Source organism: Actinomycetospora chibensis (assembly GCF_028737215.1).
Taxonomy (GTDB): Bacteria; Actinomycetota; Actinomycetes; order Mycobacteriales; family Pseudonocardiaceae; genus Actinomycetospora; species Actinomycetospora chibensis.
Genome location: NZ_JAQZAM010000002.1, coordinates 1 through 24,172 on the forward strand (window position 1 = coordinate 1; position 24,172 = coordinate 24,172).

The following is a 24,172-nucleotide window of genomic DNA, read 5'->3' on the forward strand; positions in this document are numbered from 1 at the left end:
CACCTTCCGCGCCACCCTGGCCTGGCTCTCATGAACCACCAGACACGCGCTAGCGCTAGCCCAGATCCGCGACCGCGCCGATCACGATGACGGCGGGCGGGCGCAGGCCGGCGTCGGCGATGGCGCCGGGGAGCTTCGCGAGCGTCGCCCGGGTCGTGACCTCGCCGGGCAGGCCGCCCTCCTGGACGGCCAGCGCCGGGGTCTCCGGGTCGCGGCCCGCCGCGACGAGCGCCTCGGTGATGGCGCCGATGTTCTCGACGGCCATGAGCAGCACGATCGTGCCGCGCAGGCGTCCCAACGCCTCCCAGTCGACCAGCGACTGCGCGTGCCCCGGCGGAAGGTGGCCCGAGACGACCGTGAACTCGTGCGTGACGCCGCGGTGGGTCACCGGCACGCCGGCGAGCGCCGGCACCGCGATCGCGCTGGTGATGCCGGGGACGACCTCGACCTCGACGCCCGCCGCGACGCAGGCCTGGATCTCCTCGACGCCGCGGCCGAAGACGAACGGGTCGCCGCCCTTGAGCCGTACCACGCGCCGTCCGGCCAGGGCTTCCTCGACGAGCACCTCGTTGATCGTGTCCTGGCTCATGTAGCGCCCGCGCGGCAGCTTCGAGGCGTCGATGACGGTGACGTCGGGCGGCAGCTCGTCGAGCAGCGGCTGCGGCGCGAGCCGGTCGGTGACGACGACGTCGGCCGAGGCCAGCGCCTGGCGCCCGCGGACGGTGATGAGGCCAGGGTCGCCCGGCCCGCCCCCGACGAGGGTGACGCCGGGTCGTACGACGCGGTGGCGGCGGTCGGCCAGCGTGCCGCTGCGCAGGGCCTCGACGGCCCCGTCGCGCACCCCCGTGGCGCGCCGCGGGTCGCCGCCGCCGTGCACGGCCACGGTGATGTCGTCGTAGCGACCGACCGCGGGCGTGACGGCCGTGCCGGCGTCCGCGATGTCGGCGCGCACGCAGAACACGCGCAGCAGCTCGGCCTCGGCGGCGACCGCGGCGTTGACCTCCACGTCGTCGGTGGCCGCGACCGCGTACCAGGCGTCGGCGAGGTCGCCGTGGCCGTAGGGCCGGGCGTGCCAGGTGATCTCGCCGGAGTCCGCGAGGGCCTCGAGGGCGGTGGTGAGGGTCGGGCTCACGACGAGCGTGTCCGCGCCGACCTCGTGCAGCCCGGCCACCCGGCGCTGGGCGACGGACCCGCCGCCGACCACGACGACCCGCCGGTCCTGCAGGCGCAGGCCCACCGGGTACACGCGGGCGGGCGGCTCGCTCGGGCTCACGGTGCGTCTCCCCTGCTCTCCGTCGGATCCTCCGTAGCCAGATCCTTCTCGGCACGGTCCTTCTCGGTCACCCCGGCCGCGTCGAACGTCGCGACGTCGGCGAGCGCGCGGGCCGCGGCGGTCACCACCGGCACCGCGAGCAGCGCCCCGGTGCCCTCGCCGACCCGGAGTGCCAGGTCCAGCGCGGGCGCCAGGCCCAGGTGCTCGAGGGCCAGGGTATGGGCCGGTTCGACCGAGCGGTGCCCCGCGATCCAGGCGTGTGACGCAGTCGGGGCCAGCGCGGCCGCCACGAGCGCCGCCGCGCCGGACACCACGCCGTCGAGGAGGACGGGCGTGCGCAGTGCCGCCGCGCCCAGCAGGAACCCGGCGACCCCCGCGTGCTCCAGGCCCCCGACCGCGGCGAGCACGCCCAGCGGGTCGGCGGGGTCCGGGCGGTGGAGGGCCAGGGCCTCGCCGACGACGTCGGTCTTGCGGGCGTGGGTGGCGTCGTCGATGCCGGTGCCGCGGCCGGTGACCTGCTCGGCGGAGGCGCCCGTGAACGCGGCCACGAGCGCCGCCGAGGCGGTGGTGTTGGCGATGCCCATGTCGCCGGTGACCAGCAGCCGGCTGCCGGCCGTGACCAGGTCGCGGGCGGTCTCGACGCCGGCCCGCATCGCGGCACGGGCCTCGTCGCGGGTCATCGCGGGCCCCGCGGTCATGTCCCGGGTGCCGTGACGGACCTTGCGCGGCAGCAGGCCGGCCGCGGGGTCGAGGTCGGCGGCGACCCCGACGTCGACCACCTGGACCTCGGCGCCCACCGTCGCGGCGAAGGCGTTCACCGCGGCGCCGCCGGCGAGGAAGTTCGCGACCATCTGCGCCGTGACCTCCTGGGGCCACGGCGTCACCCCGCGGGCGTGCACCCCGTGGTCCCCCGCGAAGATCGCGACGACGGCCGGCTCCGGGAGCGGCGGCGGGCAGCTCCCGGCGAGCCCGGACAGGCGCACGCCGAGCTCCCCGACCTCGCCGAGCCCGCCGGGCGGCACGGTCATGCGGGTCAGGTGCTCGCGCGCCGCGGCCTCGCCCTCGGCGGTGTCGAGGTCGGCGAGCGCCGCGAGCGTCTCGTCCAGCGGATCCATCGCGTGGTTCCCCCAGGTGTCGGTGTGCACGGCCCACGCCAGGGGTCGGCGTCGGGCCCATCCGGCGGTGGCGAGCTCGGGCTCGTCGGCGAAGCCCTCGACGTGCCCGACGCACAGGTAGGCGACGACCTCGAGGTGGAGGGGCATCCCGACGCGCTCGTGCAGCGTCCGGGCCAGCACCCGCTCGTCGAAGAAGCTCACCCAGCCGACGCCGAGATCCTCGGCGCGGGCGGCGAGCCACAGGTTCTGGACCGCGCCGGCCACGGAGTGCGCGGCCATGCGCGGCTGGGTGTGCCGCCCGAGGACGTGGCGCCCGCCGCGGGTCGGGTCGCAGGTGACGACGACGCCCAGCGGGGCCTCCCGGATCGCCTCGACGCGCAGGCCCGCGAACTGCCGGGCGCGAGCGGCGGGCAGGGACGCCGCGAACTCCCGGCGCTGCTGCTGGGCCAGGGTGGCCAGCTCGTCGCGGAGTCCGGGCGAGCGCAGGACGAGGAAGTCCCAGGGCTGCGAGAACCCGACGCTGGGCGCGGCGTGGGCGGCCGCGAGCACGCGGTGCAGGCGCTCCTCGCCCACCGGGGTGTCGACGAAGCCGGTGCGCACGTCGCGGCGGGCGCGCAGGACGCGGTGCAGGGCGTCGCGGTCGCCGGGCTGCAGGGCGCTCACAGGATCTCCCTGAGCGTGGCGACGAGGTGGTCGGTGATGTCGGAGGACCGCACCGCGATGCGCACGTGCTCGACGTCGAGACCGGGGAACGTGTCGCCGCGGCGGACGGCGAGGCCGCGCTCGCGGAGCCGTTCGCGGACGTCGGAACGTCCCGGGGTGCGCACGAGGACGAAGCTCGCCGCCGGGGTGCCGCGGACCTCGAGGCCGGGGAGCTTCTCCAGGGTGGCGACGAGGTGGTCGCGGTCGGCCTTGACGATGCGGGCGGCATGGTCGGCCTCGGCCCGGGCGCCCTCGGTGCTGCAGGCCTCGAGCGCCACCAGCGCCGGCGTCGACACCGACCACCGCGGAGCGGCGGCGCGCAGCGCCCGGGCGAGCTCCGCCGGCGCGAGGGCGTAGCCGACACGCAGGCCGGCGAGGCCCCAGGTCTTGGTCAGGCTGCGCAGCACCACCAGGCCGGGGAGGTCGCGGCGCTCGGCGAGGCTGTCCGGTTCGCCGGGCGCGGTGTCGATGAAGGCCTCGTCGACCACCAGCGTCCGGCCGGGCCGGGCCAGCGTGGCGAGGACCGCGGCGGGGTGGCGCACGGAGCTGGGGTTGGTGGGGTTGCCGACGACCACGAGGTCCGCGCTCGCCGGGACCGCGTCGGGGTCGAGGGTGAGGTCGCCGTGGGGATCTCCCTGGTCGAGCACGACCCGGTCGACCTCGTGCCCCGCCGCCCGCAGCGCCGCCTCCGGCTCGGTGAACTGGGGATGCACGACGACCGCGTGGCGCGGCCGCAGGGCCCGTGCGAGCAGCACGAATCCCTCCGCGCCCCCGGCGGTCGGCACGACCTCGCTCTCCGGTCGCCCGTGGCGGGCGGCGACCGCCGCGGTCGCCGCCGTCGGGTCCGGGTAGGCGGCGAGGTCGCCGAGACTCGCCGTGAGGCACTCGCGCAGCCACGTCGGCGGGGTCCCCGCGCGGACGTTGACCGCCAGGTCGACGAGACCCGGCCCGACCTCGGCGTCGCCGTGGTGGTGGAGGTCGTACAGGGTCGGGTCCGCCTCCCGGGTCCGCGTCACCGGCGGGCGCGCGCGGCCCGCAGGAGCACCGTCTCGGCCTCGGGCACCGACGCGGCGAGCACCGACGTCACGGCCGACGGCGCGGCGCCCTCGTCCCAGTCCGCGTCGCGCATCCGGGCGACCAGCTCGCGCGCGAGGGTGTCGACGCGGGCGGCGGCCTCGGCGCGGTCGCGGACCGGGCCGTCACCGAGCAGGTCGAGCGGGAGGTGGCCCGTGCCGGCGAGCACCCGGCGCAGGTCGAGCAGCAGCCGTTCCTCACGTCCCCGGGTGCGAGTCACCGGGGGGTGGGATCGAGCGTGCGGGGTCACGGGTGCGTGCATCGTCGCCGGCCTTCCTCGGGGTCCTCGCCCGATGTCTGCCTGAAGCCTTCCTCGCGACGGCCGGAGTCTCCTGGCTCCCGGATCGCTGCTCGCCCCGGCCTTCCCGCCGGCAGGTGCCGGCCGTGGCCTCTCGTGGGGTCCGCTCACCGGTGACAGTGGCGGGACCGCGCCGGAATCACACCGGCTTCCTCCGCGTCCGTCGACGGCTCAGACGACCACGCAGGTCACGAGTGCGTCAACGTCGCAGCGGGGTTCGAGTGCGTGGCGTTACGGACACCGAGTGTCTGCGGAGTGCCGCCGCTGACACGAGTGCTCCGCCGAACGGCTCAGCGCAACAGGCCCTGACGGAAGCCGCGGGCGACGGCGTCGGCGCGGTCGCCCGCGCCGAGCTTGCGGAACAGGCGCCGGGCGTGGGTCTTCACCGTGTCCTCGGCGAGCACGAGCTCGGCGGCGATCTCGGCGTTGGACAGGCCCTCGGTCATCCCGAGCAGCACGTCCATCTCGCGGTCCGAGAGCTCGGTGGTGGCGGGGCGGGCGCCGGGCAGGGCGGAGGGGTCGACGAGGTCGCCGGCGCGCAGGAACCCGCGGGCCCCGAGACGCAGGGCCCAGGCGGCGCGCTCGTCCTCGGCCGTGGCGGCACCCGGGGCCGGCGCCGGGCGCTCGGGCAGGGGGTCGAGCTCGGTCGACGGCGCCTCGCCCACGACGAGGACCGGCGTCTCCGGGGCGTGGCGACGCACCTGGCGGACGGCCTCCATCCAGACGCTGCCGTCGTCGGCGCCGACGAGCACGACGTCGGGCCCGTGCCCGTCGACGAGGTGGCCGAGGCCGACGACGAGGTCGGGGACGTTGTCGACGCACGGGAGGTCGTCGAAGACCGAGGAGAGATGGCCGACCAGGCGTTCCCGCGCGGGCGTCGCTCCGGCGAAGACGAGGCACGATCCCATTTCACACTCTCCTCACCCCGATGAGTGCTCTCACGATCGCACACGGTGAACGCCGATCGGGTGACCCCCTCCTCGGACGAGTGGCGCGGCGATGGTGGTCAGTTCGGCCGTCCGGTCGAGGTGGTCGAGGCCGCGACGGCGCAGCACCTCGAGGAGCACCGGGCCCACCGCCCGGCCCGCACCGTCGACGACGGCGAGCGCGAGCGACGCGCCGTCGGGCAGGACGGCGAGCAGGACGCCCTCGGCCCCGACCTTCGACAGCGCGCCGGGCGCCACGGTCATGAGGACGGTGTCGAGGCGGTCGGGGCCCGCGACGAGTCCGGGGTGGGCGCGCATCGCGGCGGCGACGCGACCCTCGGGGGTGTCGGCCCGCGCGGCGTCCAGCGCCAGCCCGAGGCGCGCCACGGCGAGGAGGTCGGTGGCGAACGCGGGCGCCCCGCAGCCGTCGACGGTGACGGCGCGGACGGGGCCCGCGAGGCGCTCGAGGGTCGCCCGGACCCCGCGCTGCAGCGGGTGCTCGGGGGCGAGGTAACCCTCGATCGGCCACTCCCGCGCCACGCAGGCGGCGAGCATCGCGGCGTGCTTGCCCGAGCAGTTCATGGCGAGCCGCTCGGGGGCCCGCTCGCCCCACGCGTGGTCGGCGGCGACCCCGAGCGGGCGCGCGGGCGGACAGCCCAGTGCGTCGGCGTCGAGGCCGTGGCGCGCGAGCAGCCCGGCGGCGAGGACGAGGTGCTCGGGCTCGCCGGAGTGCGAGCCGGCGGCGAGCGCCAGCTCCCGGTCGTCGAGGTCCGCGGTGGTCCCGGCCAGGGCCTCCAGCACCGCCACCGCCTGCGCCGGCTTGAGCGCCGAGCGCGGCAGCATCGGGACGTCCACGGCCTCGGTCCGCAGCGCCGTCGTCCCGTCGGGCTCGAGCACCACCAGCGCGACCCGGTGCTCGGACTCCACGAGCTCGCCGCGGGTGACCTCGACGACCCAGGGCCCGGTGGGACTCACACCAGCCGCTCCGCCAGGGCCCGGGCGTGGCCGGCACGTTCCTCGACGTGCTCGAGGCGGGGGTCGGCGAGCTCACCGGCATCCGCGATGTTCGCGCCGACCAGTGCCGCGGCGCTCTCGGCGGCCGCGGCGGCGAGGAAGGCGGCGGTCACCGCGTCGCCGGTGAGGTGGTCGGGTCCGCTCTCGGCCAGGAGCGCCGCCAGCTCGGCGACCCGCACGGCGAGGGCGACGACGTCGGAGGGCACCTGGACGATCGCCTCGGTCGCCGCGGGGCCCCCGCCGGGCTTGCGGCGGGCCTCGAGGAAGCCCGCGAACGCCTCGACGTCGTCGTCGGCGAGGCGCAGGGCCTTCGCGCGCAGGGCGTCGAGCTCCTGCACGGCCTCCCGGTCGGCGGCGGCCTTCGCGACCTTGGTGGCGAGCCCCGCGGCGAACGAGGCGGTCACGGCGGCCGTCGACCCCGCCGCCGGGCCGGGCCCGGCGGCGGCGAGGACCTCCCCGAACCGCGCGACCCCCAGCTCACCGATCGGCCGGCTCACGGGTGCGCCTCCGGCGCACGGGAGCACTTTCCTGCGCTACAGGGCACGAAAGTGCTCACACGGGAGGAGCCCACCTAGAACAGCCCCACGATCGTCCCGTCGGGCTTGACGTCGATGTGGTGCGCGGCCGGGTTCTTGCCCAGGCCCGGCATGGTCCGCATGTCGCCGCAGATCGGGTAGATGAATCCGGCCCCGACCGACGCCCGGACCTCGCGCACCGGCATCCGCCAGCCCGTCGGCGCACCGAGGAGCTTCGGGTCCGACGAGATCGACAGGTGGGTCTTCGCGATGCACACCGGCAGGTTGCCGAAGCCGTTGCGCTCGTAGAGGTCGATCGAGGTGTTCGCGGCCGGGGCGTAGTCGACGCCGTCGGCGCCGTAGACCTTCGTGGCGACCGTCTCGATCTTCTCGCGCAACGAGGCGTCGTCGGGGTAGAGCAGCTGGAAGTGGCTCTCCTCGTTCGCGGCCTCGGCGACGGCCTCCGCGAGCTCGGCGGCCCCGCGCCCGCCGTCGGCGAAGTGCGTCGACACCGCCACGCGCGCGCCCATCGACTCGGCGATCTCGCGGATGGCCTCGTGCTCGCTCGGGTGGTCGGTGGGGAACGCGTTGATGCACACCACCGGGGACACGCCGTGCAGGCGCATGTTCTCGATCTGCTTGCGCAGGTTGGCGCCGCCGACCTGCACCTCCTCGGGGTTCTCCTCGAGCAACGCCGGGGGCAGGTCCTTGCCGGCCACGATCTTGTGGTTGCCGGAGTGGGCCTTCAGGGCGCGGACGGTGGCCACCACGACCGCGGCGTCCGGTGTCATCCCCGACGCCCGGCACTTGATGTTGAAGAAGCGCTCGGCCCCCATGTCGGCGCCGAACCCGGCCTCGGTGACGAGGTAGTCGCCGCCGTGGATGCCGATGCGGTCGGCGACGATCGACGAGTTTCCGTGCGCGATGTTGCCGAACGGCCCGGCGTGCACGAGGACCGGCGTGTTCTCGAGCGTCTGCATGAGGTTCGGCTTGAGCGCGTCGCGCATGAGCGCGGCCATCGAGCCGGCGGCGTGGATGTCCTCGGCCGTCACCGCGTCGCCGTCGGGGGTGTAGCCCACGACGATCCGGCCGAGGCGCGCCCGCAGCTCGGCGAGGTCGTTCGACAGCGCGAGCACCGCCATCACCTCGGACGCCGAGGTGATGTCGAAGCCGGACTCGCGCGGCACGCCGTCCATGCGTCCGCCGAGGCCGGTGACGACGTTGCGCAGCGCGCGGTCGTTGACGTCGAGCACCCGACGCCAGGTGACGCGGTACGGATCCAGGCCCGCCGCGTTGCCCTGGTAGAGGTGGTTGTCGAGCACCGCGGAGAGCATGTTGTGGGCGCTCGTGACCGCGTGGAAGTCACCGGTGAGGTGCAGGTTGAACTTCTCCATCGGCACGACCTGCGAGTAGCCCCCACCCGCGGCGCCGCCCTTGATGCCGAACGTCGGCCCCATCGACGGCTGGCGGATCGCGACCACGCCGCGCTTGCCGATGTGGGAGAACGCCTGGCCGAGCCCGACCGTCGTCGTCGTCTTGCCCTCGCCCAGCGGGGTCGGGGTGATCGCGGTCACGACGACGTACTTCGCGCGCGGCCGGTCGGCCATCGCCTCGATGGCGTCCAGCTCGATCTTCGCGACGTCGTGGCCGTGCATCTCGAGCATCTCGAGAGGCAGGTCCATCTGCCGGGCCACGTCGTCCAAGGGCTTCAGCGTCGCCGCCTGCGCGATGTCGAGGTCCGACGGAATGCTCACTCGAGTCCTCCTGCAGTCCACGCCACCCCGGCTCCGGCACCGCCGCCGGGGGACTCCTTGGAGGGGAACGCTGGCAGAACCGGGACGACTTGTCAGTACGGCCGGTCACGCTCGGTGTGTGCAAGCCCTGCGTCCACGCTGACGCTCAACGCCAGGAAATCCACATCCTCGAGTGCTCCCCGGCGGTGTCCCCCATCGGCGAGGATGTCCGATGTGGCGGGGGCGGCGGGGCGACGACTGCTGCTCGGGCTCGTGCTCCTGCTCGGAGCCGGGTTCCTCACGGCGCCCCTGGCCACGGCGGCGCCGGCGTGCCCCGCGGTGGCCCTCTTCGCCGTCGCCGGCACCAACGAGACGTCCGAGGCCGCCGACCCGGCGCGCTCGGTCGGGCTGCTCGCCGGCCTCACCGATCCGCTCGCGCGCCGCTGGGGTGAGGACCTGTCGGTGCGCTACGTCCCGTACCCGGCCTCGTTCGACCGGCCGGTGTTCTACCCGTTCAGCGAGGGCCGCGGGGCCGAGCGCCTCGCCCGCGACGCCGGCGACCTCGCCGCGCGCTGCCCCGACACGACGATCACCCTCGTCGGCTTCAGCCAGGGCGCCGACGTGGTCTCCGACGTCGTCCACCGGGCGACCAACGGCACGATCGCGCTGCCGCCCGACCGCATCGCCGGCGCGGTCATGCTCGGCAGCCCGCGACGCGACCCTCGTGCGCCGAACCTCCTCGACACCCCGGGACGCGGCGTCCTCGGGCCGCGCCCCACCCGCGAGCTCGACGTCTACGACGGGCGGGTCTACGAGGTGTGCGCGCCGGGCGACCCGATCTGCGCCACCGAGAACCTCGACGTCACCGTCTTCCGGGACGGCTGGGCCTCCGGCGCGCACCGCTCGTACCCGACGGTCCGGATCGACGGCGCGCCCCTGTTCACCGTGCTCGAACGGGCGGTGGACGCCGTCGTGGCGCGCGCCACGACGGGACCGGTGAGCTGAGCGCGCCCGTACGCTCGCACAGTGATGCGACGTGCTTGAGCTGCTCGGCCGCGTCCTGCCCGTGTTCGCGGTGATCGCCGTCGGGGCGGTCGCCGGACGCTCCGAGCGCTTCGGCGAGCGCACCGCGACGGTGCTCAACGACCTCGTCTACTGGATCGCGCTCCCGGCCCTGATCTTCATCTCGGTGGCGGACGCCGACCTGTCCTCCGGCGTCCCGTGGTCCGCGCTCGTCGCCTCGACCGCGGTGGTGATCGTCGCGTACGCGCTGGGTGCGGTGGTGGCGCGGGCGGCGGGACGGCCGTCGGGCGAGGCCAACGCGGCCGGGCTGGTCGCGGGGTGGGGCAACGTCGGCTATCTCGGCATCCCGTTGACCGTCTCGGTGCTCGGTCCCGCGACGGCCTTCGCCGCGTCGCTGACCTCGACGCTGCACACGGCCCTGTCCATCTCGATCTTCCTGGTGGCGGCCACGCTGCACGGTCGCGGGCGGGGCGAGGAGGCCGCCACGTCCCTCCCGGTGCTGCTCGCCCGCCGGGTGCTGGGCAACCCCGTCGTCATCGGCATCGCCGCCGGTGTCGCCGTGGCCGCCGTCGGCGTCCCGCTGCCGACGCCCGTCGCGAGCACGATCGGGCTGCTCGGCGACCTGGCCGCGCCGGGAGGCCTGTTCGCGCTGGGCATCCTGCTGCGCGGGGCCGTCCGGTCGCTGCGGGGTGCGACGGACCAGTGGGTCCCGATCGCCGCCGCGGTGCTCGTCAAGCTCGTGGCGATGCCGGCGCTGGCCCTCGGCGCGGTGGCGCTGCTCGATGTGCCGGCGCCGTGGGCCGCCGTGCTCGTCGTCATGTGCGCGCTGCCGGATGCTGCGACGGTGTTCGTCCTCACGGCGCAGTACCGGACCTGGTACCGCGAGAGCACCGCCGCGGTGGTGCTGACGACGGTGCTCTCGCTGGTGACGCTGCCGTTGACCCTGCTGGTCCTGCCGTGAGGTCAGTCGCGGTCGCGGAAGGCCGCGCGGCGCTGCTCGTGGGTCCGGGCGTCGTCCATGCGGCGCACGTCCGCCTTCTGGTCGTCGGTGGCCGTGCCCGTGGCGACCGCGCGCTCGGCGGCGGCCATGGCGCGGTCGGCGGCGGCCTCGACCGCGTCCGCCGGAGTGGGGGCGACCCACCCGCGGTGGGCGTCCTCGGGCTCGCTCGGACGCCGCTTCTCGGTGCTCCCGATCATGATGCACACCTCCATCGGCACGCTGTTGTGCCTCGCCCGGCATTCCCTCGCCCCGTGGCGGCGAACCGGTTGCATACATCACCGCGGGTCGGGCAGCGATGAGCGCCGGCGTCGTGCTCGCGGGCGGTCGCTCCCGCCGGATGGGCACGGACAAGGCGTCCCTGCCCCATGGCGCCACCACCCTGCTCGGCCACGTCCTGGACGCCCTCGCCGCCGCCGTCGACGGCCCGCTGCTGGTGGTCGGCGCGGCCGACACCGCCCGGGCGCTGCCGGACGGGAGCTGGCGCGGGCGGTGCCGGGTGGTGCACGACCCGGTGCCGGGTCGCGGACCCCTGCAGGGCCTCGCCACCGGCCTGTCCGCCGCCGCGGCGGACGGCGCGGAGACGGCCTTCGTCGCGGCCGTCGACCTCCCCCACCTGCACGCGGCGTTCGTCCGGGCGGTCCTGGCGTACCGGGTGCCGCCGGTGGAGGTCGCCCTGCCCGTGCTCGACGGGCACCGCCAGCCGCTGCTCGCCGCCTACGCCACCGCCCTCGGCGCCCGAGCCACCGACCTGCTGGCCCGGGGCGAGCTCCGCCCGGGCGCCCTGTTCGCGGCGAGCGACGTGCGCGAACTCGACGCCGCCACGCTGCTCACGGACCCGGCGCTCGCCGCCCGGGACCCCGAGCTCCGGGCGGCCCGCGGCGTGAACACCCCCGAGGAGTGGGCGCGCGCCACGGGCGAGACCCCCGAGCGGCCCACCTAGGCTGACCTCCATGGCCGATCTCACCGACCCTGCGATCCACGCCTTCCTCGCCGAGGGCACCCGCACCGGCAAGATCGGCTGGACCGCGAAGGACGGCCGGCCCCTGGTCACGCCGATCTGGTTCCTCGTGGAGGACGCCACGGTCGTCTTCACCACCGGCAAGGACACCGCCAAGGGACGCGCGCTCGCCCGCGACCCCCGCGCGGTCCTCTGCGTCGACCTCCAGGAGCCGCCGTACGCCTTCGTGCAGGTCCAGGGCTCGGTGACGCTCTCGGAGGACCCCGACGAGCTGCTCCGCACGGCCACCGACCTGGGCGCGCGCTACATGGGCGCCGACCGCGCCGAGGAGTTCGGCCGGCGCAACGGCGTCCCGGGCGAGCTGGTGGTGCGCCTGCACCCGTCGAAGGTGATCGCCGCGCTGGACATGACGGCGTGACCGCACCGCCACCCCTGGCCCGCGCGCTGGACCTCGCGCCACACCCCGAGGGCGGCTGGTTCCGCCGCACCTGGGCCACCGGCCCCACCCTGCAGCCCGCGGGCTACCCCGGCCCCCGCGTGAGCGCCACGGCGATCCACTACGTGCTCGCACCCGGCGAGGAGTCGCGCTGGCACCGCGTGCGCTCCGACGAGCTGTGGTGCTGGCACCGCGGTCCGGCGCTGTCGCTGTGGCTCGGCGGCGACGGCGAGCACCCCGTCGAGGCCGACGCGATCGTCCTGGGGGCCCGGGTCGAGGACGGCCAGGCGCCGCACGCCCTCGTGCCCGGCGGCGTGTGGCAGCGGGCCGCGCCGGAGCCCGGCGCCGACGCCGAGGTGCTGGTGACCTGCGTCGTCAGCCCGGGCTTCGACGAGGACGACTTCACCCTCGCCTGAGGGCCGCCCGAGGCCGGCTAGTTCGCCGCCGGGTCGGCGGCGACCTCGCCCTCGCCGTCGGCCGGGGCACCGCCCGCCGCCGGGTCCTCGGCCGCCGCGGCATCCCCGGCGACGGGCGGGACCTCGTCGGCCGGCTGGGCCGCGCCGGTGTCGGGTGCCGGGGCGGTGGTCGACGTGGGCGCCGAGGTGGAGCTCGGCGCCGAGGTGCTCGACGGCGCGGACTGCGTCGGACTCTCCGCGCTGTCCGCGGTGTCGCCCGGGTCGGTGCCCGCGATCGGTGTGAACGTCCCGAACGTCTGGCGCGGGGTGTCCTCCAGCGCGTCGTCCATGAACGTCTTCCAGATCTCGCTGGGCAGCCCGTGGCCGTAGACGGGGCGCCCGTCGGCCGTGCGGATCGGGGTGTTGTCGTCCGTCCCCACCCACACGACGGTCGAGGCCTGCGGGGTGTAGCCCGCGAACCAGGCGTCGTTGTTCTGGCTCTCGACGTGCGACTGCACGGTGCCGGTCTTGGCCGCCGCCTGCCGACCGCCCTGGAGGCCGACGCCGTCGTAATCCGGCACGTCGCGCATCGCCTCGGTGACGTTGCGCGCCACCCGGGGATCGATGCGCTGCTCGCCGGGGGTCGTCGACTGGTCGTAGAGGACCTCGCCGCTGGCCGTCGTGACGCGCTGGACGAGGTGCGGCCGGTGGTACATGCCCTCGTTGGAGAACGTCGCGTAGGCCGAGGCCAGGTCGACCGCGGTCGTCTCCTGGTTGCCCAGCGAGATGCCCGAGTTCGGGTCGTTCATCGGCTGGCTGATCCCGGCCTGGCGCGCGGCGGCGGCCACGGCCTGCGGGCCGACCCGGTTGCCGAGCGCGGTGAACACGACGTTGTTCGACAGCGTCATGGCGCGCTTGAGGCTGCAGTTCGTGCAGTCGGCGCCGTCGACGTTGCGCACCGTCTGCCCGGGGATCGACCGCCCGTCGAACTCCGTCGAGATGCCGATCGGCGGGTCCTGCTGCAGCGCGGCGAGCAGCACGAACGGCTTGAACGTCGAGCCGGCCTGCTTCTCGACCCGGGCGTAGTCCAGGCCCGAGCCGTTGTCGCCGCCGTAGTAGGCGAGGATGCCGCCCGTTTCCGGGTCGACCGACACGGTCGACGTGCGGAGATTGTCCGGCTGACCCCCCATCTTCGACCGTACCGCCTCGACGGCCTCGCGCTGCGCCTCCGGCTGGATCGTCGTCTGGATCTGCAGGCCCTCGGTGACGAGCGCGTCCTGGTCGATGCCGAGCGTCCGGAGCTCGTCGCGCACCGCGCTGTAGATGTGGCCGCGGTCGTCGTCGGGGACGCCGCCGGTGACGCGACGGGGCGGCACCGTGACGGGGAACTGCGCCGTGGCGCGCTCCGGGGCCGACAGCCAGCCCTGGGCGACCATGCCGTCCATGACGTAGTTCCAGCGGCGCAGTGCGTCGTCGGGGTTCTGCGCGGGGTCCCACTTCGACGGGGCCTGGATGACCCCGGCGAGCAGGGCGCCGTCCGCCGGGGTGAGCGTCTCGACCGGCCGCCCGAAGTACGCCTGCGACGCCGCCTGGATGCCGTACGCGCCGCGACCGAAATAGATGCTGTTCAGGTAGTCGCCCAGGATCTCGTCCTTCGAGCGCTCCTGGGAGATCTTCAAGGAGATGATGAGCTCCTTGTACTTGCGCATCAGCGAGTACTCGTCACCCACCATCGCGTTCTTGACGTACTGCTGGGTGATCGTCGACCCGCCGCCGGAGCCGCCGGTGAGGTTCTTCCAGACGGCGCGGCCGAAGCCGGTGACGTCGAAGCCGCTGTTCGAGTAGAAGGTGCGGTCCTCGGCCGAGAGCACGGCGAAGCGCACCGCGGGCGGCACCTGCTCGAGGCCGACCTTCTGGCGGTTGCCCTGCTCGCCCGGGGCGATCCGCGCGAGGACGGTGCCGTCGGAGAACGAGACGGTGTTGAGCTGGCTCTCCACCGCGTCTTCGGCGTTGGGCACCGGGATGAACACCCAGCCGACGAGCAGCGAGAACACCGGGGCGGCGATCATTGCGGCGACGCCCGCGTAGGCGCTGCGACGGATCCGGCGCCACCGCAGGGCGGCGGGCGCGAGCGTCTCGGGGTGCGGTCCGTCCAGGTAGAGGACGACCCGGGACCGCACGCGGCGGCCGAACGCGACGACCTTGTCGCCGTGGGGCAGGCGAACGACCCGGGCGGCGACGACGGACAGGACCGCGGCGATCGCCAGCGCGATGCGGCCGCGGGGGACGCGGGAGGCGTCACTCTCGACGGCCCGGGTACTGCGCCCGGCGCTCCGGTTCGCGGTGGTGCGGGCGCCCGTGCGGTCGGCCGCGCGGCCCCCGGTGCGAGAGCGGGTGGTGGCGCGACGGGTCGTGTGCCCGGCACCGGTCCGGGTCGGGCGCGCCGCGCGGGTGGTGCCCGCGTCGGCGGCCTCGTCGGGCTCGTCACCGGGCTGGTGGTCGTGCGGGGTCTCGGGGAGGTCCTCGAGGTCGTCGTCGACCGGGGCGGGCTCGTCGTCGCGGCGACCGCCCCGTCCGCGCGGCAGAGGGCCGGACCCGGGACCGCGGGGCGACGGGGCGTCGATCGCGGGCATCGCCGCGGTGCCGCCGGGACGGTTGCGGGTGGTGGCGGCGGTGGCGCTGCTCGTCGCGGGTGCCGACGGCGTCGCCGCGGTGGTGCTGGTCGTCGGGGGTGTCGCGGGCTTCGCCGACGGCGGGGTGCCGTGGGCCGGCGGCGGGGCGCCGCCGCCGGGCGGGCGGCCGGGCGGCGGGGCGGTCGGGCGGCCCGCCGGGGCGGGGCCGCCGCGCACGGGGCCTCGGGTGGGGCCGGCCGGCGGGGGCCCGGCGGGGGCACGGCCACCGGGCGCGGCACCGGGCCGGCCCTCGGGGGCGCGGGGCGGACGGGACGCCGGGCCGGCGGGACGGCGCGCGCCGGCGGGCTGCGCCGGACCGGGAGGCGGGGTGGAGCGCGCGGGACCGGGTCGGGCCGGACCGGATCGGGCGGGCGGGCCGGGCGGCGGTGCCGCGGGGTTCGGCGGTGGGCCCGCGGGCGTGGGGGGCGCCGCCGGCGCCGAGGCGGCCGGACGGCCCGGGGGCGGCGGCACCGTCGGGACGGGCGCCGGCGGCACCGGACGTCCCGTGGGCGCGGGACCGGCCGGGGCGGCGGGCCGGGTGCCCGTGGGAGCGGCGGTCGGACGTGCCGCGGTGGCCGTCGCGGAGCGGGCGCCCGCGGCGGGAGCGGCCGGGCGGGAGGGCGCCGCCGGGGCGGGCGTGGCGCCGGTCGTCGAGCGGCCGGGCCGGAACGACCCGGTCGACAGCGCCGACGGGAAGCCGACGGGCGGTGACGACGGCGCAGGCTCCGAGCGGAGGCGCTCACTCACGTAGTCGCCGTAGTCGCTGTCGCGCTCGCGGTCGAGCCGTTCGCGGTCCTCGCGGCGTGCGCGCCGTCCGCCGGTGGCGCCGGGCGTGCGGCGCTCGCCCTCGTCGGCGGCCTCGTCGGGGTCGACGGCATGGCGCCGCCCCGACGGACGAGAGTGCGTTCCCGCCACCGAGCCACCACCTCCCCGTACCACTCGCGTCCGATAAGCCCTGGTCAGAGGCCCGGCCGGGGTGTCGACCGGACCCACCCGGCCCGCACGCAGACGTACGGGCCCGCACGAAGGCAACGCGTCGGTGACGGCGACGTCGCGCTCTGGCCGGGGGCCGTCCGTGACCGGAGCGCACGATGCGGTGAGTGGTGGTCTGGTGTCACTCCGTCGTGCACCCGGTCCGTTGGGCCCGGCCCAGCGCGCTGAGTGGCGACCCCGATCACCGAGTGCTAACGGCGGCGCACCGCGGACCGATGAGCGGGACGACGGTGATCGGCGAGAGGACTGACGGCATGGAACCCGACCAGGACCCCCGCGTCCCGGCTCCCCGCGACGGGGGCCGCGAGACGGCGGAGGACGGCGGCTACCCCTTCCTGCCCTTCGTCCCGGCCCCGCGCGTCGCCCCGTGGATCGAGCGCATGCCCGTGACGACCCCGCTCCCGACCCCGTCCACCGCGCTCGTGCCCGCGCCGGTCGTCCCCGATGCCGGCCTGCCCGCGCTGCTCCGCACCTGGGGACGGGCCGTCACCCGTGCCGTGCACGTCGCCGTCGACGGCGTCCGGTCGCTGTTCGACGCGCTGGTCCCCGCCCCCGCCTCGCGCTGAGACCGGGCTACAGCTGCACCCCGCGCGTCAGCGCCCCGTCGACGACGAGGTTGGTGCCGCTGATGAACGTGGCCGCGGGGCTGGCCAGGAACGTCACCGCCCGCGCGACCTCCTGCGGCGTGGCCATCCGCCCGGTCGGGTTGAGCCCGAGAGCGTGCCCGTAGAGGTCGGGGTCGTTCTGCTCGATCGACTCCCAGACCCCGCCCGGGAAGTAGACGTTGCCCGGGGAGACCGTGTTGGCCCGGACCCGGCCCGCGAGCTGGTAGGCGAGGCCCTGCGTGTAGTGGACGATCGCGCCCTTGAACGTCCCGTACGGGCCGGCCGCGAAGTCGATCTCGCGGCCCGAGACGCTGGAGATCGTGACGATCGCGCCCGCGTCGCTCGCCTCGAGCGAGGGCAGGGCCGCCTCCACGAGGCGCACGGTCCCGAGCATGTCGGTGGTGAAACTCGCCGCCCAGTTCTCCTCGGTGGACGGGATCGCCAGCGCCGAGACGTTGGCGACGACGACGTCGATGCCACCGCGCTGCGCGGCGGACTCCCGCACCCAGGCCGCGAGCGCGTCGCCGTCGGCGACGTCGACCTCCGAGCCGTACACGTCGTAACCCGCGCCCCGCAGCTCCTCCTCCGCGGTGCGCACGCCGTCCGCCGACCGCGCGCAGAACGAGACGGTCGCGCCCTCGGCGGCGAGCGCCTCGACCACCGCCCGCCCGATGCCCCGGCTGCCGCCGGTGACGAGCGCGGTCCGGCCGTTGAGCTGGAGGTCCATGGGGCTCCTCTACGTCAGGTCTACGTCAGCGAGGTGGCGCGGGCGCGCAGGTCCGCGTGCAGCCCGTCGAGCGGTCGCAGGCCGGGCACGAGCGTCTTGGACACCTTCGTCACGGCGCTGTAGTTGGTGTCGACGACGTTGGCCAGCGGCGTCAGCGACACCTGGGTGAGCAGTTGGTAGGCATCGAGGCGGTCGAGACCGAGCAGCTCGCCGAGCCAGCCGATCATCTCGACCTGGCTGATCCGCCACGCGTCCTCGAGCGGCCGTGACGAGCCGACGACGAGGATCTCGCCGTCGTTCTCGATCCGCGGCCACAGCGGCGCGCGCGCCGCCGAGGCCTTGACCAGGTCGACGATGAGCGTGACGTCCATGGCGCCCTCGACGGCGGTGCCGCAGGACTCGCCCTCGCCCTGGCGGAAGTGGCCGTCGCCGACCGAGAAGATCGCGCCCGGCTCGTTGACCGGCAGGTAGCAGGTGGCGCCGGCCCGCATCTCGGGCGTGTCCATGTTGCCGCCGAAAGCGTCCGGGGTGAGCGACGACCGGACCTCGCGGTTGGCGGGCGCCACGCCGACGGTGCCGAGCATCGGGTCGATCGGCAGGTCGAGGGAGAACTCGCCCTGGTGCGCGACGAACGTGACGGTGCCGCGGGCGCGGTCGAGCTCGTAGATCCAGGTGCGCTCGGGCAGCGGGTCGGCGAGCAGGGCGGTGCGGTCGGTGCCGGTCAGTCCACCGAAGAAGGGGACGAGCGTCGAGGCGCCCCAGTCGCGCGCCGGGGTGAGGTCGACGATGTGCAGCACGAGCGTGTCGCCGGGCTCGGCGCCGCGCACCGCGAACGGGCCGGTCTGCGGGTTGAGGAACCGCGGGTCGAGCGTCGCGCTCGCGAGGTCGGAGACGGTGCGGATGGCGCCGCCGAACGCGTCGTCGCACCACAGCCGCAGCACGGTGCCGGGCTCGATCTCGCGGATCGGGGCGGCGCCACCGAAGGTCCAGGCGTACTGCGACGGCTCGGGCCGGAACTCGACGACGTCCACGACGGCCTCCCGCGGGCTAGTACTTGTCGGTGCCGGTGAGGGCGTGCTCGAGCTGGTCGGCGATGTGCGTGACCAGGCGGAACGGGGCGTCGAACTCGGCGAACGAGAGATCTTCGAGCGGGGTGGCGTGCCGGAACACGGCGACACCGCCGACCGCCACCGCTCCGCCGACGACGGCCTCCTCGGCGAGCTCGAGCAGGCGGCGCGTGTCGATCTCGTCGAGGCGGGCGATCGGCGACTCGATCTGCAGCCAGTCGTGCCCGTCGACCTCGCCCCGGTGGTGGACGTAGACCAGCTGCGTGCGGTCCTCGGTGGTCGGGAGCCGGAACGTCAGGCTGCTCGTGTTCTGCGCCATGACCTCGTACCGCAGGCGAACCCAGGTCACCAAGTCGTCCCACGAGGCCACCGACCACTCACCGTCCTCACGAGGGGTGCCCGGACGGCGCGCCGGGCGGAGCGAGCGCACCGTAACAGCGCGCCTGCGTGGCGATCGTTCGCTGTTCTCGCTCACCGGACGCCTCCGCCGACGAGACGGTCCCAGCCGGCGTGGCCGGCCGCGGACGTGGCGCCGCTGCGGTCGAGCAGGCGCAGCAGCGCGGCGCCGTCGCGGGGCCGGTCGGACGCATCCTGGGCCGTCGCGCGGCGCAGCACCGGGACGAGCCGCGGGGACAGCCGGTGCACGGCGCCGAACGCCTCGGACCCGGGGCCGTCGAGGATGCGCCGCGCGATGTCGAGGATGTTGTCGCCGTCGAAGAGGTGATCGCCGCGGGCGGCGAACACCACGCAGCAGGCCCAGGCCCACACGTCGGTGGCGGGGCCGGCGCCGTTGCCGGTGACCTGCTCGGGCGCCATGTAGCCCGGCGTGCCGACCATGTTCCCGGCCGGCGTGTGGTGGGTCTGCCCCACGACCCGGGCGATGCCGAAGTCGACGACTTTCGGCCCCGCCGAGGTCAGCAGGACGTTGCCGGGCTTGAGGTCGCGGTGGGTGATGCCGTCCGCGTGCAGGGCCGCGAGCGCGCGGGCCAGCGCGATCGCGGTGCGCGTGAGCATCTCGCCGTCGGTGACCGCCCCCGAGGCCGCGACGAACGCGTGCAGGGACGGCCCGTCGAGGCGCTCCATGACGATGTAGGGCATCGACCCGTCGAAGCCGACGCCGTGGACGCGCGCGGTGTAGTCGCCGGTGACCTTCTGCAGGGTCTGGCCCTCGCGCAGGAAGCGGGTGCGGGCGTCGACGTCGTCGAGCAGGTGGGGCGCCAGCACCTTGATGGCCACGACGCCGTGCGTGCCGGCCCGGTGGCCGAGGTAGACGGTGCCCATCCCGCCGGAGCCGAGACGTCCGGTGAGCGTGTACTCGCCGACGGAGCGCGGGTCGTGCGGCGAGAGGGGCTGCTCGGGCGCGGCGAGGTCGACCAGGCGGGTCGACGGGCCGACGACCGGCGGGGGCGGGAGGGGGCGCGACGGCGGCGGCGGGACCGACCGGGCCGGGCCCGACGGCGCCGGCGGGGCGATCTGCGCGCGGCTCACGTCGGGCGCCTTCCGACGAGCGCGCAACAGACGCCGCTCGCGCACCGGGGGCAGCCGCGCGGCCCGCAGCGCCTCGGGGACGACGGGGGCCTCGCGGCAGGCGCGGGGCCGCCCCGCGCGGGCGGTGACCTGGTGGGCGAGCAGGAAGATCGCCGCGCCCAGCCCGACGCCCGGGACCGCCGCGGCGCCGACGGCCAGGACGAGGACGAGGCCGAGCAGCAGGCCGAGCGCGAGCGTCGCCTTCCCGCGGCTGGCGGGCCACGGCCGCGTCACGGGCATGGCGCGCCGGCGCTCGAGGTCCAGGCCGCCGACGTAGAGGCCGGCCACCGTGAGGGAGAGCAGACCGACGACGACGAGCCCGGCGACCGTGATGGTCGGGCCGCTCGTGGTGGGAGCCGGCAGGCCCGCGTCGTCGAGGCGGGCGATGAGCCCCCGGATCGCGAGGCGGCGCCCGGCGGCGAGCTCGTCGGCGACGAGGGACACCGTGAGCACGCCGGTGACGACCGTGACCAGGGCTGTCAGCACCGTCAGGCCGATCGCGCGCGGCACGGGCAGGTCGGCGGCGCGGTGCAGGTGGCGGCGCGCGCGCCGGCGCTCGGCCCCCGACAGGCGCGCGACGCGGTCGGTGACCACGCGGTCGACCAGCATCGCGGTGCGCCGCTGCGCGGCCGCGCGCCGGTGCAGCGGGGCCATCGCGAGGGCGGTCAGCACGCCCGCGACGACCACCACGAGGACGGGTACCGCCGGGCCCAGCTCGGCCAGCCCCACGCCGACCTCCCCTCCCGCCGTCCGCGTTCCCGCGGTCGGTTCGTCCTCCGACGCCGTGCCTTGAGGTTACCGGGGTACCGGATCAGCTCCGGGTGCGGCGACCCGGCGCGCCGTCACCCTCACGCGTCACGGTGGTCTTCCTCCGCCCCGGACGCCACCGAGGCTTGCGGGGGTGGCGCAGGACGACATCGCCGAGACTGTGCCTTCCCCGGATCGCGAGGTGCGGAGTGCCGCGCTCGCGCCGGTGGGTCGTGTCGTCGCGGACCTTGCCCGCGGAGATGAGCAGGTCGTCGACGTCGGCCGTGGCCCCCTCGGGCAGCACCAGCACCGGGGAGCACAGCCCCGTCGCCAGCTCGACCGCGATGACCGGCGCGGTGCACTCGGCGCCCGTGAAGTCCAGCGTCACCCCGCCGACCCAGCTGTGGACGCGCACCACGGGCGGCACCCGCCAGTACCCGCGCCGGGAGATCGCGCCGCCGACGCCCGCGCGCAGGTCGAGCACATCGACCGAGCGCTCGACGTGCAGCGAGGCCCCCGGCAGGTCGTCGAGCAGGCCGACGAGGTCGCCCCGCACACGCGCGGCGAGGGCCGCGGCGGACCGGTCGCTGTACTCGGCCGGGGTGATCTGCCCGGCCACCATGGCCCGCGACAGGAACTGCTGGACCTGCTCGCGCTCGGTGTCCGAGACGCGCAGGCCCGCGGGATCCACCGGCTCCGGGCTCGCGGACGTCACACCGGAATGATAGGTCGCCGCGAGCACCCGGCCGGGAGTGCTCGACGCAGTCGGGACGGAGGTGGGCGGTGCCGCGCGGCCTGGCGCTCGTCGTGGCGGTGCTCGCCCTGGCCGCCGGCTGCGCGGGTGCGAGCCGGCAGGTGTCCCCGCTGACGGGGATGCCCGCGCCGTCGGGTGCGCCGGTGCTCGCGGTGAAGGTGGACAACTCCCCCGCCGGCCGCCCGTGGACCGGTGTCGAGGACGCCGACGTCGTCTACGTCGAGCCCGTCGAGGGCGGCACGACCCGGCTGCTGGCGGTGTTCTCGTCGCGCCTCCCTGCCTCGGTCGGCCCGGTGCGCAGCGCGCGTGAGTCGGACGTCACGGTGCTCGGCGCCTACGGCCGTCCGGCCCTCGCGTTCTCCGGCTCCGCCCCCGAGCTGGCCGGGACGCTCGCCGGCGCCCCGCTCGTCGCGGTGACCCCCGCGACCGCGGCCTCGGCGTTCCGCCGCGACCCCGACCGCCGCGCGCCGGTGAACCTGTACGCCGATCCCGCCGCCCTGCTCGCCGCGGCCGGCGAGGTCTCCCCACCCCGCGACGTCGGCTTCCGGTTCGGCGCGACCCCCACGGGCGGCGAGGTCGTGCGGCACCGCGAGGTGGCGTTCGGGTCCGCGATCGTGGGCCTGACCTGGGACGCCGTCCGCGGCCGCTGGGTGGTCGAGCCCGGCGGCGACCAGGTGGTCCCGTCCGGCGGCGGCGATCCGGTCGGCGCCGCCACCGTGCTCGTCCAGAAGGTGACGACGCGGCCGTCGGCCATCCGCGACGCCGCCGGAGCGGTCTCGCCCTACGCCGTGACGACCGGCGAGGGCGAGGCGGAGGTGCTGCGCGACGGCCGCGCCTTCCCGGCGCGGTGGTCGCGACCGACCCCGACCGATCCCACCCGCGTCCTCGACGCCGGCGGCGCCCCCGTCCCGTTCGCCTCCGGACCACTGTGAGTCCTGCTGATGCCCGAGGGCGGTTGACCGCCCCCGCCACGGGGGTACTCCCGGGGCATGGGAGCCGACGACAAGATCGACAACAAGACCGACAAGCTCAAGGGCAAGGTCAAGGAGGCCGCCGGCACCGCTCAGGGTGACGAGGACCTCCGCGCCGAAGGCAAGAAGGACCAGACCAAGGGCGACGTCAAGCAGGCCGGCGAGAAGATCAAGGACGCCTTCAAGTCCTGATCCCGCCACACGTTCACACGAGCCCCGGGGACCTCGTCCCCGGGGCTTTCGTGTGTCCTAGTAGCCCCGCGACTCGCGTCGTCCGGCAAAGGAGTAGACCGGCGTGCCGTCGCCCTCGCGACGAGCCAGGCGGTGCACCGCGAAGGTGTTGACCCCGGGGATCGAGCCGCCGTGGATCTCGCTGACCTTCTGGCGCGGACCCTGTTCCACCAGCACCAGGAACTCCTCGGGGAGGCTGGCGCCCTCGGCGATCGTCAGGTCGTGGTCGCCCTGACAGGGACCGTCGGCGAGTCGGATACGCACCCGTCACCCCCTCGTCTCGTCGCTGACGGCGACCATGGTGGCACGCCCCCCGGGACGCGGTGGACCGTCCGGACCCGCTCTTTGCGGATGTACTTGCACATGCAAGGATGATCGTCGCCGGTCATGCCCCCCGTGATCGGCAACGGACCCGGTCGGTGTCCCCCCGCCGGCCGGGTCCTCCCACACTGATCGGACGAGCCCGACATCACCGTCCGTCGGTCGCCGACCGAGGTTGGGCCGGTCCCCGAGCGGACATCCTCATGTCGTCCCCGACGGATGATGAGAGCGGACGTGGAGAAGGACGAGGCGGCGGCTGAGCTCGCCCGGCAGGCGTCAGAGGCGCTCGCGGGGCTCCTCGAGCACGAGCGCACCCAACCGCCGGACGGCGACCGCTTCGACCGGTGCAGCGAGACCCTCGACGAGCTCGCCCGGGCCCTCATGACGATCGTCGAGGTGGTCGACCACTGCACCGCGAGCTCGCCCGTCGAGGAGGACCCCGACGGGCTCACGGAGAAGGCCCGCGACCTCGCGACGGCCATCGTCCGGCGCCGGAACTCCCTGCTCGCCGAGAGCGCGGCCGCGCGCCTCAACGTCCTGCGCCCGGCGCCCGTCCCCCACGCGGGCTGAGCTCACCCGATCCCGGCTCCGAGCCCGATCTCGTTGCCGTCCGGGTCGCGGAAGACGACCTTGCGGACGCCACCCGGGTAGTCCTCGTGCCGCGCGGGCTCGAGGCCCCGGTCCGCGGCGGCCGCCACCATGGCGTCGAGGTCGTCGTAGAAGATCGTCTGCTCGCCGTGACCCGCGTGCTCTGGGTCCTGCTTGATGTAGAGCCACCGGTGCTCGGCGAGTTCCCACACGGCCTCGGTCTCCGAGGCGAGGAACGCCGGCTCGCGGCCGAACAGGCGCTCGTACCAGGAACGTGAGGTCTCGAAGTCGCTCACGAACAGTCCGGCGAAGAGGTCCACGGCCACGACTACGGCCCCCACAGCCCGACGCGTTGGCCGTCGGGATCGAGGACGACCAGGCCGTCGTCGATCTCCTCGACGACGTCGATCCGCCAGCCGAGGAGTTCCCCGTAGAACTGGCGGGACCTCCCGGCGTCGCTCGCGGTGACGTCATTCCACACGGACGGGCGTCCCATGGATACCTCCA

General features: G+C 75.6%; 27 protein-coding genes and 1 riboswitch. Of the genes, 9 read left to right on the forward strand and 18 right to left on the reverse strand.

Features of this window, described 5'->3' with window-relative positions; translation table 11 throughout:
* Positions 1-55: 55 nt before the first annotated feature.
* From cobA to PH189_RS02485, 8 genes are all read right to left on the reverse strand, one after another.
* On the reverse strand, positions 56-1,273 hold the full coding sequence (cobA, locus tag PH189_RS02450) for a uroporphyrinogen-III C-methyltransferase (RefSeq protein WP_274187167.1): 1,218 nt from the start codon (positions 1,271-1,273) through the stop codon (positions 56-58).
* Entirely contained in the window at positions 1,270-3,051 is a 1,782-nt protein-coding gene (gene cobT / locus PH189_RS02455) for a nicotinate-nucleotide--dimethylbenzimidazole phosphoribosyltransferase (RefSeq protein ID WP_274187168.1), read from the reverse strand. Before cobT ends, cobA begins: the two co-directional genes overlap by 4 nt.
* A complete protein-coding gene (gene cobC / locus PH189_RS02460; protein WP_274187169.1) occupies positions 3,048-4,106 on the reverse strand; it encodes an Rv2231c family histidinol phosphate aminotransferase CobC in 1,059 nt (352 codons plus the stop codon). The genes cobT and cobC overlap by 4 nt, the downstream gene beginning before the upstream one ends.
* Positions 4,103-4,384 (reverse strand): hypothetical protein, encoded by a 282-nt coding sequence (locus tag PH189_RS02465; protein ID WP_274187170.1) that lies wholly within the window; start codon positions 4,382-4,384, stop codon positions 4,103-4,105. Before PH189_RS02465 ends, cobC begins: the two co-directional genes overlap by 4 nt.
* A gap of 106 nt (positions 4,385-4,490) precedes the next feature.
* Positions 4,491-4,616: riboswitch (cobalamin riboswitch) on the reverse strand.
* A gap of 136 nt (positions 4,617-4,752) precedes the next feature.
* Positions 4,753-5,370 carry a helix-turn-helix transcriptional regulator gene (locus PH189_RS30280; protein WP_337994120.1) on the reverse strand — a complete coding sequence of 206 codons (618 nt, stop codon included), beginning with the start codon at positions 5,368-5,370 and terminating at the stop codon, positions 4,753-4,755.
* Positions 5,371-5,400: 30 nt separating this feature from the next.
* On the reverse strand, positions 5,401-6,363 hold the full coding sequence (locus PH189_RS02475; RefSeq protein WP_274187171.1) for an asparaginase: 963 nt from the start codon (positions 6,361-6,363) through the stop codon (positions 5,401-5,403).
* Entirely contained in the window at positions 6,360-6,899 is a 540-nt protein-coding gene (locus tag PH189_RS02480) for a cyclodeaminase/cyclohydrolase family protein (protein WP_274187172.1), read from the reverse strand. The genes PH189_RS02475 and PH189_RS02480 overlap by 4 nt, the downstream gene beginning before the upstream one ends.
* Before the next feature lie 74 nt (positions 6,900-6,973).
* Positions 6,974-8,671 carry a formate--tetrahydrofolate ligase gene (locus tag PH189_RS02485; protein WP_274187173.1) on the reverse strand — a complete coding sequence of 566 codons (1,698 nt, stop codon included), beginning with the start codon at positions 8,669-8,671 and terminating at the stop codon, positions 6,974-6,976.
* A gap of 204 nt (positions 8,672-8,875) precedes the next feature.
* Between PH189_RS02485 and PH189_RS02490 the strand changes: the two genes are divergently transcribed.
* Positions 8,876-9,655, forward strand: a complete 780-nt coding sequence (locus tag PH189_RS02490; protein WP_274187174.1) for a cutinase family protein — start codon at positions 8,876-8,878, stop codon at positions 9,653-9,655.
* Positions 9,656-9,686: 31 nt separating this feature from the next.
* Positions 9,687-10,634 carry an AEC family transporter gene (locus PH189_RS02495; RefSeq protein WP_274187175.1) on the forward strand — a complete coding sequence of 316 codons (948 nt, stop codon included), beginning with the start codon at positions 9,687-9,689 and terminating at the stop codon, positions 10,632-10,634.
* Between the two features lie 2 nt (positions 10,635-10,636).
* Here PH189_RS02495 and PH189_RS02500 read toward each other — a convergent pair whose 3' ends face one another.
* Positions 10,637-10,870, reverse strand: a complete 234-nt coding sequence (locus PH189_RS02500) for a hypothetical protein (RefSeq protein WP_274187176.1) — start codon at positions 10,868-10,870, stop codon at positions 10,637-10,639.
* 98 nt (positions 10,871-10,968) lie between these two features.
* Here PH189_RS02500 and mobA point away from each other — a divergent pair, with 98 nt between their 5' ends.
* From mobA to PH189_RS02515, 3 genes are read left to right on the forward strand one after another with little or no spacing between them, the layout of a single operon-like run.
* Positions 10,969-11,613 carry a molybdenum cofactor guanylyltransferase gene (gene mobA, locus PH189_RS02505; RefSeq protein WP_274187177.1) on the forward strand — a complete coding sequence of 215 codons (645 nt, stop codon included), beginning with the start codon at positions 10,969-10,971 and terminating at the stop codon, positions 11,611-11,613.
* Positions 11,614-11,623: 10 nt separating this feature from the next.
* A complete protein-coding gene (locus PH189_RS02510; RefSeq protein ID WP_274187178.1) occupies positions 11,624-12,049 on the forward strand; it encodes a PPOX class F420-dependent oxidoreductase in 426 nt (141 codons plus the stop codon).
* On the forward strand, positions 12,046-12,483 hold the full coding sequence (locus tag PH189_RS02515) for a cupin domain-containing protein (protein WP_274187179.1): 438 nt from the start codon (positions 12,046-12,048) through the stop codon (positions 12,481-12,483). Before PH189_RS02510 ends, PH189_RS02515 begins: the two co-directional genes overlap by 4 nt.
* A gap of 17 nt (positions 12,484-12,500) precedes the next feature.
* On the opposite strand, the gene PH189_RS02520 is transcribed toward PH189_RS02515, so the two are convergent.
* The gene (locus PH189_RS02520; protein ID WP_274187180.1) at positions 12,501-16,049 is read right to left on the reverse strand and encodes a transglycosylase domain-containing protein; all 3,549 of its coding nucleotides are present in this window, start codon (positions 16,047-16,049) and stop codon (positions 12,501-12,503) included.
* A 332-nt stretch (positions 16,050-16,381) separates the two neighbouring features.
* Here PH189_RS02520 and PH189_RS02525 point away from each other — a divergent pair, with 332 nt between their 5' ends.
* Complete coding sequence (locus PH189_RS02525; protein WP_274187181.1) at positions 16,382-16,693, forward strand: hypothetical protein; 312 nt, start codon at positions 16,382-16,384, stop codon at positions 16,691-16,693.
* Between the two features lie 7 nt (positions 16,694-16,700).
* Here PH189_RS02525 and PH189_RS02530 read toward each other — a convergent pair whose 3' ends face one another.
* The 5 genes from PH189_RS02530 to PH189_RS02550 form a co-directional block, all read right to left on the reverse strand.
* The gene (locus tag PH189_RS02530; protein ID WP_274187182.1) at positions 16,701-17,459 is read right to left on the reverse strand and encodes an SDR family NAD(P)-dependent oxidoreductase; all 759 of its coding nucleotides are present in this window, start codon (positions 17,457-17,459) and stop codon (positions 16,701-16,703) included.
* A gap of 20 nt (positions 17,460-17,479) precedes the next feature.
* Positions 17,480-18,490 carry an acetamidase/formamidase family protein gene (locus PH189_RS02535; protein ID WP_274187183.1) on the reverse strand — a complete coding sequence of 337 codons (1,011 nt, stop codon included), beginning with the start codon at positions 18,488-18,490 and terminating at the stop codon, positions 17,480-17,482.
* 16 nt (positions 18,491-18,506) lie between these two features.
* Positions 18,507-18,875: a hypothetical protein gene (locus PH189_RS02540; RefSeq protein ID WP_274187184.1), complete on the reverse strand. Its 369-nt coding sequence runs from the start codon at positions 18,873-18,875 to the stop codon at positions 18,507-18,509.
* A 122-nt stretch (positions 18,876-18,997) separates the two neighbouring features.
* Positions 18,998-20,782 carry a serine/threonine-protein kinase gene (locus PH189_RS02545; protein WP_274187185.1) on the reverse strand — a complete coding sequence of 595 codons (1,785 nt, stop codon included), beginning with the start codon at positions 20,780-20,782 and terminating at the stop codon, positions 18,998-19,000.
* An 82-nt stretch (positions 20,783-20,864) separates the two neighbouring features.
* Entirely contained in the window at positions 20,865-21,515 is a 651-nt protein-coding gene (locus PH189_RS02550) for a DUF1707 SHOCT-like domain-containing protein (protein WP_274187186.1), read from the reverse strand.
* 68 nt (positions 21,516-21,583) lie between these two features.
* Here PH189_RS02550 and PH189_RS02555 point away from each other — a divergent pair, with 68 nt between their 5' ends.
* Positions 21,584-22,486, forward strand: coding sequence for a DUF3048 domain-containing protein (locus tag PH189_RS02555; protein WP_274187187.1), 903 nt, complete (start codon positions 21,584-21,586; stop codon positions 22,484-22,486).
* A gap of 57 nt (positions 22,487-22,543) precedes the next feature.
* Complete coding sequence (locus PH189_RS02560; RefSeq protein ID WP_274187188.1) at positions 22,544-22,717, forward strand: CsbD family protein; 174 nt, start codon at positions 22,544-22,546, stop codon at positions 22,715-22,717.
* A 57-nt stretch (positions 22,718-22,774) separates the two neighbouring features.
* Here the strand turns inward: PH189_RS02560 and PH189_RS02565 are convergent, their stop codons facing one another.
* Complete coding sequence (locus PH189_RS02565) at positions 22,775-23,020, reverse strand: hypothetical protein (RefSeq protein ID WP_274187189.1); 246 nt, start codon at positions 23,018-23,020, stop codon at positions 22,775-22,777.
* 291 nt (positions 23,021-23,311) lie between these two features.
* On the opposite strand from PH189_RS02565, the gene PH189_RS02570 reads away from it, so the two are divergent.
* Complete coding sequence (locus PH189_RS02570; protein ID WP_274187190.1) at positions 23,312-23,647, forward strand: hypothetical protein; 336 nt, start codon at positions 23,312-23,314, stop codon at positions 23,645-23,647.
* 2 nt (positions 23,648-23,649) lie between these two features.
* On the opposite strand, the gene PH189_RS02575 is transcribed toward PH189_RS02570, so the two are convergent.
* Positions 23,650-23,985 (reverse strand): VOC family protein, encoded by a 336-nt coding sequence (locus tag PH189_RS02575; RefSeq protein WP_337994121.1) that lies wholly within the window; start codon positions 23,983-23,985, stop codon positions 23,650-23,652.
* An 8-nt stretch (positions 23,986-23,993) separates the two neighbouring features.
* Positions 23,994-24,161 carry a VOC family protein gene (locus tag PH189_RS02580; protein ID WP_274187192.1) on the reverse strand — a complete coding sequence of 56 codons (168 nt, stop codon included), beginning with the start codon at positions 24,159-24,161 and terminating at the stop codon, positions 23,994-23,996.
* Positions 24,162-24,172: the final 11 nt, after the last annotated feature.

Excerpts from the sequence above, each read along its gene's own strand:
- PH189_RS30280 (WP_337994120.1), bottom strand. The coding sequence starts at position 5,370 with ATGGGATCGTGCCTCGTCTTCGCCGGAGCGACGCCCGCGCGGGAACGC.
- PH189_RS02490 (WP_274187174.1), top strand. The coding sequence starts at position 8,876 with ATGTCCGATGTGGCGGGGGCGGCGGGGCGACGACTGCTGCTCGGGCTC.
- PH189_RS02500 (WP_274187176.1), bottom strand. The coding sequence starts at position 10,870 with ATGATCGGGAGCACCGAGAAGCGGCGTCCGAGCGAGCCCGAGGACGCC.
- mobA (WP_274187177.1), top strand. The coding sequence starts at position 10,969 with ATGAGCGCCGGCGTCGTGCTCGCGGGCGGTCGCTCCCGCCGGATGGGC.
- PH189_RS02510 (WP_274187178.1), top strand. The coding sequence starts at position 11,624 with ATGGCCGATCTCACCGACCCTGCGATCCACGCCTTCCTCGCCGAGGGC.
- PH189_RS02525 (WP_274187181.1), top strand. The coding sequence starts at position 16,382 with ATGGAACCCGACCAGGACCCCCGCGTCCCGGCTCCCCGCGACGGGGGC.
- PH189_RS02530 (WP_274187182.1), bottom strand. The coding sequence starts at position 17,459 with ATGGACCTCCAGCTCAACGGCCGGACCGCGCTCGTCACCGGCGGCAGC.
- PH189_RS02560 (WP_274187188.1), top strand. The coding sequence starts at position 22,544 with ATGGGAGCCGACGACAAGATCGACAACAAGACCGACAAGCTCAAGGGC.
- PH189_RS02580 (WP_274187192.1), bottom strand. The coding sequence starts at position 24,161 with ATGGGACGCCCGTCCGTGTGGAATGACGTCACCGCGAGCGACGCCGGG.